Source organism: Aquimarina aquimarini, from assembly GCF_900299535.1.
Classification (GTDB): Bacteria; Bacteroidota; Bacteroidia; order Flavobacteriales; family Flavobacteriaceae; genus Aquimarina; species Aquimarina aquimarini.
Map to the genome: position 1 here is coordinate 14,981 of NZ_OMKE01000046.1, position 13,574 is coordinate 28,554.

Annotated in this window: 4 protein-coding genes; all 4 read left to right on the top strand. The window is 36.0% G+C overall.

Features of this window, described 5'->3' with window-relative positions:
- Positions 1-26 precede the first annotated feature (26 nt).
- Entirely contained in the window at positions 27-4,715 is a 4,689-nt protein-coding gene (locus DG508_RS17620; RefSeq protein ID WP_108869407.1) for a hypothetical protein, read from the top strand.
- Positions 4,716-4,720: 5 nt separating this feature from the next.
- On the top strand, positions 4,721-6,823 hold the full coding sequence (locus tag DG508_RS17625; RefSeq protein WP_159090907.1) for a fibronectin type III domain-containing protein: 2,103 nt from the start codon (positions 4,721-4,723) through the stop codon (positions 6,821-6,823).
- A gap of 10 nt (positions 6,824-6,833) precedes the next feature.
- Positions 6,834-12,842, top strand: a complete 6,009-nt coding sequence (locus DG508_RS17630) for a T9SS type A sorting domain-containing protein (protein ID WP_159090908.1) — start codon at positions 6,834-6,836, stop codon at positions 12,840-12,842.
- Between the two features lie 528 nt (positions 12,843-13,370).
- Positions 13,371-13,574: hypothetical protein (locus DG508_RS17635; protein WP_159090909.1), on the top strand; the 204-nt coding region annotated here is incomplete at its 3' end.

Below are 13,574 nucleotides of genomic sequence, written 5' to 3' on the forward strand. Positions count from 1 at the left end.
TTGTTAACATAATTTTCTCCCAACCTATGAATAAAACAATACAATTTACATTACTGCTATGTCTTTGTTTATTTTCTACAAGTTTGTTAGGAAAAGACTTTTCTTTTTTGACCACCAATAAAACGAGTACAGGTACAATAGAAAAAACAGAACCAGTAAAAGACAGTCTAGATGCAAGCGATACAGCTACCAGTAATAAAAATATGCTGGCAAAACCAACCAAAGTATTTAGAGAGTTTACCTCTTTGGATCGATTTGATACCCCAGTTATAGTCGATAAAAAATCATTTGGAATAGCAATAAAAGAAGGATATCATTTTGATGGAACCAATGCAACTCAAGACAAGAAATGGTTAGATATGGCTCATAATGTCTTTAAATCAATAGATGAACAAGAAAACTATATAGGAGAATTAACCAAAGATGATTTAAATGAGTTACCAGTAGCCATAAAACCAAAAACGATAAGTAATGTAACTTATACAGTAGGAATTGCAAAAGCTGTTTTCAAACCTACTTTTACAGAACTTACTGTTTTTCTCAGGGTAGAATTTCCTAAAAAATCAACATCTACAGAAGTAGCTGTTACCGCCACAGAACAAGAAAATAATGTATTGATTTTAGGTGCATCAGATATCAAGCTCTCTCATGAAGGAGGAATCGTTGGAGATGCCCGACTCAACCTGATCTCTCAATTCACCACCAATATCAATAGTGGTGCGATCCTGCTTACACTCAAAGGAGGGTTTAATGCTCCTGGTACCTACGCAACAATCGATTGTTTCGGATTTAAAGAATTTGGAATAGATGCAAACATCAAATTTACCGATGGATTACTGTTTCCTGTAGATGAAAACGGTAAAAAGAAAACAGGATATATAGACAGTGATTTTAAAATAAAAGCCAATGACTGGAACGATATGGTTGTCAACATATCACTACCAGAGTTTGGAATTACAGGATTAGAAGGAACCACATTTAGACCTGGTACCGCCGTCTTTGATTTTAGCGATGTACGCAATGATGAATCTACGCCGATGCCGTATCTAAATAAATATTATAGCGAGAACCCAACACTATGGCGAGGTGTTTATATCAACACATTAGAAGTCGTATTACCCAAAGCATTCGAAAAAAAGAATGATGACAGTCGAGTAGCCTTTGCAGCCACCAACTTACTTATAGATGCACAAGGAGTAACAGGTAGATTTACAGGAGATAATATATTCACACTAGAAGAAGGAACAGCTTCTGGTTGGGATTTCTCATTAGAACATTTTTTGCTGGATATAGAAGTAAATAAACTAAAAGCAGGAGAATTTGCAGGAGAAATAGTACTACCCGTATCAAAAGTAGACAAGGTAGAATATACTGCTATTATGCAACCAGGTGAATATAGTCTTAGTGTAGGGAGTGCCAAAGATATAAACTTTGATGTATGGAGTGCCAATGTCACTTTGACCAAAGAGTCTTATATAGAAATGAAGATTAAGGATGATAAATTTAGACCCAAAGCAACCCTCAATGGATCGGTAAGCATAGTATCTGGTTTGGATAAAGACCAGCATGCAACATCAAGCACTCCAAAAAACACAATAGATTTCAAAGGAATTGTATTTGAGAACATGGTGTTACAAACAGAATCTCCCAAATTTTCTGTTGGGTATTTTGGATATCAAGGAGAAATGGCATTGGCCAATTTTCCCGTAACGATTAATGAAATAGGACTAAAAACCCCCTCAGACAATAAAGCAGCCCTTGTTGTTGATTTTGATATCAACCTTACATCAGAAGGAGATGGCGGTAATGGTGCAGGAGCAGAACTAGTTATCAAAAGTGTATTAGACCAAAACGAAGGGCGAGACCATTGGAAATATGATGGGATAGACCTAGATAAAATAGCTGTTCAGATGGATGTTGCAGGAATGGAGCTAAAGGGAGCACTCTTTATTTTTGAAGATGATGCCACATACGGAACAGGGTTTGGCGGTACAGTAGGAGCCAAGTTTACTACGGGAATGAGCCTAGAACTAGAAGCAAAAGCATTATTTGGACGAACTACAGACTATAGATATTGGTTTGTAGATGCCAGTACAACTTTACCACAAGGCATACCTATCTATCCAGGATTTGCACTCAATAAATTTGGAGGAGGTTTCTATAACAGAATGAAGATGGCAGGAATGACCAATGAAACCAATGCCGCCTATGATCAAGTAGGAGCGTCACTATCAGGAGTTATCTATGAACCCAATAAAGAGAGTGGTTTAGGTATGAAAGCCTCTGTAGGGATTACCACTCAAAATTCTGAAGAACTGTTTCATGCAACGCTAGAATTTGGAATGGCTTTTCTAAAATCTGGGGGATTACAAGATGTGTATTTTAAAGGGCATGGAGAAATGCTTACAGGATTACCGACAGATTTTTATGACCAGGTTGCAGATCAGTTAGGGTATTTGGCAGATGGAGCAGATGTACCTACATCAAATTCTGATGCATCCATGAGCGCCGATATTTTTATAGGATATGATTTTGTGAATGATATTTTTCATGCCAACTCAGAGCTATATGTCAATTTTGGAACCCTCAAAGGGCAAGGGCCTAATGGGCGCGCAGGATGGCTCGATTTTTATGCAGGACAAGGACAATGGCATATTTTGGTCGGTACCCCCAATGATCCGCTTGGATTAACTATGGATTTGGGAGCATTGAATGTAAATAGTAACAGCTATTTTATGACAGGAGATAATATTCCTGCTAGTCCATCACCACCAGATATTGTAGCAAATATTTTGGGTACAGATGTATCAAAACTAGAATATGCAAGAGATCTTAATATGTTAGAATCTGGTAAAGGAATGGCCTTTGGTGCAAATTGGAGTATGAGTACAGGAGACCTGCGATTCCTTATTTTTTACGCAAAGTTTAATGCAGGGATTGGGCTTGATATTATGTTAAAAGATTATGGACAAGCGCAGTGCAAAGGAGCTTCAGAACAAATAGGATTAAACGGCTGGTATGCCAATGGGCAATCCTATGCCTATTTACAAGGAGATGTGGGGATGAGGTTCAAATTATTTGGGAAGAAAAAGAAAATTACCATCTTCTCAGGTGGGGGAGCGCTCATTATGCAATCCAGGTTGCCAAACCCCGCATGGCTTAGTGGGCATCTGGGAGGAAGCTATAATCTATTAGGAGGATTGGTAAAAGGACGATTTAATTTTAAAGTAGAATTAGGAGAAAAATGTGATATCGTAAGCGAAAGCGCACTAGAAGGAATTACTGTTATAGGTGATATGGCACCAAAAGAAGGGGCTGTAGCCGTAGATGTATTTGCAGCACCACAAGTACCATTTAACTTACAAATAAATAAAGTATTTGAATTATCTAGTGATACAGGAGACCGTAAATACCGTATTATAATGGATACGTTTGAGGTTACCAAAGATGGACAACCTATCGAGGGTAAAATAGAATGGAATACCAATAATGATGTAGCAGTCTTTTACTCTCATGAGATATTCCCTCCCAATACAAACCTTAAAGCATATGTGCAATTGCATTTTGAAGAATATACTGGTGGAAAATGGGAAACTATTAAAGACCAAGGGAAAGCATCTATAGAATCTAAAGAGGTGCACTTTACAACAGGAACAGCACCAGAATCCATCCCCTTAAACAATATCGCATTTATGTATCCTATGGTAAACCAAAAGAACTTTTTTACCAAACAATATAATAAAGGATATATCAACCTAAAGCGTGGACAATCCTACCTTTTTGATACCGCACCTACCTCAAAAAAAATGATGACCATGACAACTGCTACAGGAGTAGCAATAAGAGAAAGTTTTGGCTATAATACTGCAAAAAAACAAATCGTATTCACATTACCCGAGGACATGACAACTCAAACCAATTACAATTTAAGAATTGAGCTGGTATCAGAAGAAAACGATGTTTCTAATACGATAACAGATCAATACTCAACACAAAAAATCGGAGGAGATGCTTCTGGTAATGAGGTAGCGATAAAATCTAGAAAAGCAGAAACAGTAATTATCAAAGGAGAAGACAAACAATTATTAGCATTTGATTTCAAAACAAGCCAATACACAAGTTTTAGTAAAAAGATGAATGCTGTAAAAGTTAGCAAAGGTTTATCAGAATACCTTACCTATCCGTACGGATTAGCTTTACTATCTGCTATAAACCCAGTAGAACCCTTTGAATTGTTAGAATTAGTAGGAAACAAGTATTCAGATAATAAACCACTTGTAGTAGCAAAAGCAACTACAGATAATACATATTATCAAAAAGAGATTTACCCAATATTATATCAACACTATCCGATAGAGGGTACAATTACTGTGAGCAGAGAAATAAATAAAATAAGTGTTCCGCCACTAGAGGCAGTAGAACCCATGTCTTGGTATCTCACCTATTTAGAAAATGAATATACAGGAGAAACCAGTGTATATAACCCATATCGCTATAATCTGAACTACTATTACTATCAGGATTATGAGGATCTGCGTTATCAGATAATAAGCGCTGATCTACCCTGGGAAACGATGCCTAAATACAGAGAATTAATTATAGAATCTTTTCCACTAATGCCCAAAGGAAAATATAAAACAAAACTTAAATATGTATTACCAGGGCAAGTAACCAATGCAAAAGAAGCGATCATAAAGTTCACTAATACAAAATAAGAGTAATGAGTACATCAACACCTTTTTTATACATACTAGGAGGACTTATCTTGTTACTTTCTTATCAAGTACAAGCACAAGAGTCTATAGGTAATCAAGATCCTGCTGTAAAAGTTATCGCTACAGTTGGCAAAGAAGCTATTATGTTACGATGGGCACCCAATACACCCTTAGGGTGGAAACACGCTAATAGCTACGGATATATTATTGAGCGTAGCACCATTGCAGTAGGGGATCAGTTAGTAAAAGAACCTATCGTAAAAAAACTTACACAACAACCAATTGTTCCCAAGCCAATGATGGATTGGGAGAATCTTGTAAACGATAATGATAATGCTGCCATTGCTGCACAGGCTATTTATGGCGAAGATTTTGATGTAGCACTAGAAGGAGGGGGCAATGATATGATGCGTATTGTGAATCAGGCAAAAGCACTAGAGCAACGTTTTTCTTTTACCCTATTTGCCGCAGATCAGGATTATAAAGTAGCAACCTATGCAGGGTTAGCATATGTAGATACAACAGTAAAATCTAACGAGCGATATCTTTATAAAGTATATACAGCCATTCCAAAAGAGAAAATTGATGTCAAGTTTGGAGGCGTATACCTTGGGTTAAGTGATGATCGTCTGTTACCAGAACCTCAGGATTTTGTAGGTGTATTTGGTAACAAAAACGTTATGCTAAGCTGGAACTATAGACTTCTAGAAAAACAGTATACCAATTACATCATAGAACGATCAGAAGATCATGGCGGTACTTATATCCCATTAAGGGATACACCAGTAGTAAGCATGAATGAAGGAAAGAAAAAAAACTCAGATCGAATGTTTTACATTGATAGTTTATCACATAACAATAAAGAATATCAGTATAGAATAAAAGGAGTATCCCCTTTTGGAGAAATTGGCCCAATATCAAAAGTAGTGATAGGCAAGGGCAAAAAAGCATTACAACATACACCAGCTATTACAGAAGCCAAATTGATAAATGAGAATACTACGGTAGTAATCACATGGGAATTCCCTGAGGGAGAACTAGAATCGATAGCGCATTTTGAGTTAAACAAATCAGACCAGATCAAAGAAAATTATCAGACAGTACTGTCTGATATCTCTAAGAATACTAGGCGTATAGAATTCAAAAACCTGGATGCGATTAACTATTTTACAATATCAGCAGTAGGGGTAGATGGCTCAAAAAGAGCCTCTTTTCCGCAGATGGTGCAACCTACTGATGACACCCCACCGGCAGATCCTATTGGGCTTATTGGGGTAATAGACTCTACAGGAGTCGTACAGCTCAATTGGACTGCCAATACCGAATCAGATCTTTTAGGGTATCGGGTATTTAGGGGGAATATAGAAAACGAAGAGTATACCCAAATTACTTTTAAACCCCTACAACAAAATAGTATGGTAGATACCATATCTATAAAAACATTGAATACCAATGTGTTTTATAAAATACAAGCAATAGATAAACGATACAACCCCTCTGGTTTTTCAGAAATAGTAATGCTTAAAAAGCCAGACATAATTCCCCCCACATCACCTGTTTTTAAGTCATTTAAAGCAGATCAAGGAGTAGTAGCGCTATATTGGATTACCAGTAGTAGTCGTGATGCCATAAAAACCATAGTATATAGAAAAGAAAAAGGAGTTGATACCCCCTGGCAGTTGGTAACAGAAGCTGATTCTCCCCAAGATGAGTTTACAGACACCACTGCAAGACCCGGAATAACATATCTATATACTTTGGTTACTATGGATGAATCTGGTTTAGAATCGGCACCAGTAGCTCCATTAACAATTAGTTTACCCGATAATAAGACCAAGCCAGAGATTGATAAGCTTACTGCCGTAGTAAATCGAGAGGAAAAACAAGTAGCAATCAACTGGAAATATAGAGCTACAAACGTGATAGAATTTCTACTATATAAGGCAGAAGTAGGAAAACAACCCACTTTATATAAAGTATTTGATAAGAGCCAAAATCGATTTATAGACAAGCAGTTGATCGTAAATACAAAATATAGCTATCTGTTACAAGCCGTATTTGATTCTAGAGCAAAATCCCCAATAAAAAAGATAGAAGTTGAATATTAAAGAAAATAATATGAAGAAAATAATACTTGTTTTTATAGTAGTGTTCATTTCACTTGGTGCCTATGCGCAGAAATACACGGTCACTGTAAGTGGTAAAATAGGTCAAGGGGAGTCAGATTGTGGAGAAAATGATAATGGCTTAAAATGGATCAAGGTATTTTTTCATAATAGACCCCCAGTATATTTGTTTAATCAGCCTAACGGGCAGTATATAAACAAAACGTATTCTTTTTCTAGAGAATTTGATAAGAATAATGATAAGATAAGTCATATATCGTTTAAAACTGTAGCTCGAGAATATGGTTGGTTGTTAGACCAATGCCCGCATGGTGATCGAATAACTAAAAGTACACACGATACAAACGATATTCTCGATACTTGTTTCAATAAAGATTATAGAGGTTCTGAATTATATGAGTCTACTATTGACGGAAATATAAATATATCGATAGTTCCTAATATAAAGTTAACTTTTGGAGATGGCACCAATTCTTCTAGCATTAAAACTGCATGTCAGAAAGACCCCATTCGTATCGATGCTACCCCAGGATTTGCTCCAAGGGATAATTTGCATAATTGGGAGTTTTATGATACTATCGATAGTTTTATTCCAAAATGGAAACCAATCTCAACAAAGGCGGGGCAATCCAGTATTGATCTTAAGCTTAGTGATTTATATAGTAATGGTTGGCTTTTAAATGAAAATAGGGGATTAAATAAAAATATACAGATAAGGTTGAATCCAGCCTGTAATTCTAATGCAATTACAAACACGCTTACCATTAAATTTTTACCAAAAGCTCCTGAGGTTACAAAAGATCCCGAAATAGCACAACTTGCATGCTCGTATAGCAGTACAGGAGGTGCAAAGATATATTTTGATCGTCAAATATATGACTATGAGACTGTAAATATTGATTTATTAAAGAAAAATGCTGTCGATGATTATGTGGCATATGATGATAATAATGGAATCAGAAGATTTAATGAAGAAAGTTCCTTTTTTTCAACAAAATACTATTACGAGTGGCAACCAACTTCTGATAGAGAGCTTATAGAAGGGCACTATAAAATTGTGGTAACAGGTTATGCCAGAGGAGAGAATGAGAATGCTCCTTTTTGTCAACCATATGAATATGATTTTGATATTTATGCACCTCCTCCTGTAGATTTTACAGCAGAGACCATAGCAGATCAAAGTTGTTATGGTACTGATAATGGTAAGGTAAAAATAAAAATAATCTCTGGAGGAGCAGGACAATATGAGTATTCATTAGATAATTGGGCAAGTGCTACTACCTTTACAGGGCCAGAAAAAGAAGTAACTGGATTAGCGCCAAAAGAATACAGTATCCAGGTACGAAAAAAGACCAATCAATGCTTGGCTCTAGAGACTAATGGCAATGCAAAAGAAAAAAATGTTGTTATTAATGCTGCTACTCAGATCATGCATCAAATTGATTTAGGAGCAATAACCCATATAGGTGCTCCAGATATGGCTGATGGTAAAATAGTAATCACAAGTGTCACTGGGGGAACCCCTTTTACAGGTATTATGGGAGACTACTATAATGCAAGAGTACTACTTAATGGTTCTCCTTTGAATAGTATGGATTACACTGCCTATATCAACGGTTTTGAAATAGACAATTTACTAGCAGGGAAACATATCATCAGATACATGGATAGTACATCTGGTTGTGTTTCAGAAATAGAATTACCAGAGATAAAAGCACCCGACTCAATTACTTTTGAAATTGATAAGCAAGACCCATTTTGCGTAGGCGAAAAAGGTTGGTTTAGAATTAAAAATGTAAGAGGAGGATATCCACCATATAAAGTTACATGGACAAAAAATGGAGTGTTCTATAGTAATGAATCTTCTATTTTTGTACCCAAGGATGTTTACAAAGTTGAGCTTACAGATCAGCGGTCAGGAAAAGCAGTACAAAACAATGTTATTTTTGAGAATATGCCTGATCCTGTAGAGATAACTAATATTGAGGTTATGAGTACCTTATTGTGTTATGGCGATAAAACCGAAGTGATAGTAACAGCAACAGGAGGAAAATCTGGAATATATAAATATGGAGTACTAGATAACAGAGGGTGGCACTGGAACAATAGTGGTAGATTTCAATTATCAGGTAACATGGATGAAGGATATAAATTTCGGGTAAAAGATAGAGGAGTATCAGATTGTTTATCTCCTATTTCTGATGCCATATTTATAGACCAACCTCAAGAAATAAAGATTAGACCTACGACAGTAGTTCATAATTCTGTTTTAGAGGGTAATGATGGACAAATAACCATCGAAGTCACAGGTGGAATTCCTAACTATCAATTATTATGGAAAAGAAATGGTACCACTATTTCTAATGCAGGAACTTCCATTTCTAATTTGATAGCCGGATTGTATACCGCAATAATAACGGATACAAACGGTTGTAAAAAATCACGATCAATACGAATTACCGACCCATTAAGTCTCTCGGTTTCTACAGTAGATGTCACTTGCTTTAATACAAACACTGGAAAAATAGTGCTAACCCCTCAAGGAGGAACACCACCCTATTCTTTCTCTATAGATAATCAGCAAACATATATCTCAGAAAATAATCTTAGTAACCGTACTATAGGAGAATTGAGAGCAGGAGTATATACTGTTTGGGTAAAAGATACCAACGGACGCCAGGCAAATCCAACAGTTGTTACAATAGCACAGCCCCAAGAAATTGTGATCTCTCAGACGATATTAAAAGATGTAACTACTGTTGGAGGAACTAATGGTGGCATATCAATTGATGTGGTTGGAGGTGTAGGTGCGTATAGTTTTTTATGGAGCAAGCAAGGAGATGTAGCGTATACTAGCAGTGATAAGGATATTGATAACCTGTCCTCTGGATTGTATACTGTTTCTGTTACCGATGAGAAGAACTGTGTAGTTCAAAAAACATTTGACGTAAAAGAACCATTACCGATAGCAGTAGAAATAAGAGTAACCAATCCTATTTTATGCCATGATGATGCTTTGGGAGAACTAAAAGCAACCGTATCTGGTGGATATCCTATAGAATCAACTCCCTCTGATTTTGAATATAGATGGTACAAGGTAGAGAATACTGTAGATATACCCTTGAATACAGATATTACATTAGATAATCTTAAAGAGCAAAATGCAGGCACTTATAAAGTAGTAGTTCGTGATAATCAAGGAGCTAGTGCCCAGACTACCATGACCCTTACAGAACCAGAAGATTTAAAGGTTGTTTTAACCAGTCAAACAAATGTATCTTGTTATGGCGAGACTACAGGAACAATTAATATTACAGTAACAGGAGGGCCTAGAAATTCTACTACTGGTGAATACTTGCCCTATGTTTTTAGTTGGACCAAGGTAGGCGACCCCGATTTTACAGCAACATCAGAAGACCTTGTGGGGATAAAAGCAGGAATCTATGAGGTAGTTATTGTTGATGACAACCTCTGTACAGTTTCACATCCTCAGATAGAGATACAACAACCCGATGATTCGTTAAAGATTACTAATACAGTGGTCACACCTCTTACAGGATATCAAACACAAAATGGTAGTATTGCTATAGCGGTTGAAGGAGGAACGCCGCCCTATAGCTATACCTGGACTAATCTTGATGATGCTACCTATACATCATCTAGTAAGGATATATCCGAGCTTAAAAAAGGAACCTATCAACTCTCTCTGGTAGATCACAAAGATTGCTCTATGTTTACCTTGATAGAAGTCAATGAGCCAGAAGAACTAATCATTGCAATAGAACCTTTGACAGCAGATCAACAAATTCAATGTTTTAGAGAAAAAACAGAAGTACCTTTAACTACTATTACTCGAGGAGGAACTGGTAATTATACCTATCAGTGGTATAAAGAATCAGATCCTGATACAATTTTATTTACTACCCCAAATACACCTACTGTATCGGCAGGTACTTATACAGTTGTTGTTACAGATAATAATGAGAATACCCATCGGGCAATATACCAAGTGTCTGAACCTGAAGAAATACTTGTTTTAGAAACTGTAACGCACTTGAAATGTGCAGGAGAACAGGATGGAAAAATCAATATTACCGTAGAAGGCGGTGTACCACCCTATACATTTTTATGGAGTACTGGTGACACCACAGAAGATATAAATAGTATTGTTGCTGGTAGCTATACTATACAAATAAAAGATGCTAATGCATGTATCTATGTAAAAACAATAACGGTAGAACAACCACCTGGATTATTTATAGATGGTACTATTGATAGAACATATCCTTCATCAAGTGGAGTAGATGATGGTAGTATAACTGTTACTATAGGAGGAGGAACGTCTCCATATTTTTATGAGTGGAAAGATGCCAATGGAATAGTGCAAAGTACAGCTACAAATATTCTTACAAATGTTGGGGTAGAGAAATACTCTCTAACCGTTACAGATATCAATGATTGTAAGTTGGTAATAGAAGATGTAGACTTATTTGAGCCACCAGCTTTAGAAGTAGCCGTTACCCCTGTCAATGTAGTATCATGTTTTGGTAATACTTCATCAGGAAGCCTTACCGCAATAGCAAAAGGAGGAAGACCTTTTAATAATAGCAAGCAATATAGCTATCAATGGTATGATGCAGCTACACACCTGCCGATAGGAACGAATAGTTTTTCATTAGAAAATATTGGAGCAGGCAATTATTATGTGAGTATTACAGATGCAGTAGGGGATAGTGCTACCAGCCCTATATATACCTTAGAACAACCAGAACGTATAGCAATGATACTAGATACAGATTATACAAATTGTGGGCTAGGTAATGATTGGACTATACTGTCACAAGTAAGAGGAGGAACTCCACCCTACAGTTATCTGTGGAATACTGGAGCGACAACCGATAGATTAGAGAATATAACCGCAGGAACCTATAGTATACAAATCACAGATATAAGAGGTTGCAGTAAAACAAATCAAATAACGATCACTCCTCCAAACTCATTACAAATTACAAAATCAGTATCCATTCCAACATGTTATAACGCATGCGATGGGGCAATCTTATTAGAAACAGTAGGAGGAACCCCACCCTATACCTATGAGTGGAATACAGGTAGTATCCAAGAAGACCTAACCGATATTTGTTCAGGAAACTATACAGTTACCATAACAGATAGCAAAGGATGTCAAATTATTCAAGAAATTAGCGTAGACAGTCCAAAGGAATTAATCGTTGATCTAGGAGAAGATACTGTGCTATGTAAAGACCAAACTATAGTAATAAACGCAACCATTACAGATCCTAATGCAAGCTATCAATGGTCTTCATCAAATGGTTTTACCACTACAGAACCATCTATAGAAGTTAGTGAACCAGGAAGTTATCAGGTGATGGTAACCGATAGTAAAGGCTGTTTGGCCGTAGATAGTATATTTATAGATAAAGTTACCGATATTATTAACGCTCAGTTTATAGCATCAACCTATGTCTATGCAGGAGAGAAGTTTGTGATTGTAGATAATAGTGATCCTATACCTGATACTATTGATTGGATATTTCCAGAAGTGGCAATAGTAAGTTATGAAGATGATAACTATGCCGAGGCAGTGTTTGAAACCGCTGGAGAATATGAGGTTACCCTACAAACCTATCTTGGAGCATGTACAGCTATGACCACCAAAAAAATCATAGTTATCGATAAAGAATTTGAAGGAGAAGAACGAGAGAATGAAAAAGAGATTCACAGTTATATTGATTATTTGGTCTATCCGAACCCTACCAATACAGGAAGATTTACGGTAGATGTAAACTTATCAAAACCACAAAATATCAATCTTAAGATATATAATATGGTAGATAATACCTTGTTAGACTCACGCAAGGGTAAAGAGAAAGATACATACACTTTTGATTATGATATGTCATCATTACCATCAGGTATGTATTTTATTCTATTAGAAACTCCTACAGCAAGTCAAGTTAGAAAGTTGATAATAGAATAGTTTTAGTGTGTTATCGTGTGAAAAGGAGGCCTCATAAGCCTCCTTTTTCTATATATACTATTCTTATAATCTGAGTGATATAGATAAGTTATTTTATTTGTTCTATATTTACCTCATTGTTGTTTAGTAGAAAAAATATTACAACGTAAAATAGTAGAAGCATTAAAAACAAAAGTTTGAAACACTGAGTATTGAGAAATCATTACTCACTACTAACTCATAAATGAAAAAAAAATATCTCAGTTTCAAAAAACGGGACAATTATGTTGTATTATTAAGGCATAAATACAAAAACACTTATAATCAATGTAGGAATATTAACAATTATTCCTACATTATATAAAAAAAGTTGCACTACTTATCGAGTATGTTGCTGTTTATAACGAATATAGGGGAAAAATCCCCTGTAGTATAAAAAAACAATAGATTATATTACACTTTCTTTGTTATTAAAACAGTTTTTTGAATCAATTGTATAATAAAAAGAAAGACACACAGACACTATCAATTAACAGTAAAAAATAAATTATGGCCATACAAACTACCACCACCATCTATATTGCCAACAAACAACTGAGTTCCTATAAAACCCTTCAGTTACATCAGGAAATTGATGCTCATCATTCATTAGAGTTGGTATGCCGTACTGATGCAATAGAGCAACTCTCTGATGAGCTAATTGGCGAGAGTAAAGAATATATAGGTAGTATTATCACCATACAAGTAAGTGCC

What these genes read in the sequence shown, in the direction of transcription:
- DG508_RS17620 (WP_108869407.1), top strand. Translation starts at nt 27, where the DNA reads ATGAATAAAACAATACAATTTACATTACTGCTATGTCTTTGTTTATTT.
- DG508_RS17630 (WP_159090908.1), top strand. Translation starts at nt 6,834, where the DNA reads ATGAAGAAAATAATACTTGTTTTTATAGTAGTGTTCATTTCACTTGGT.
- DG508_RS17625 (WP_159090907.1), top strand. Translation starts at nt 4,721, where the DNA reads ATGAGTACATCAACACCTTTTTTATACATACTAGGAGGACTTATCTTG.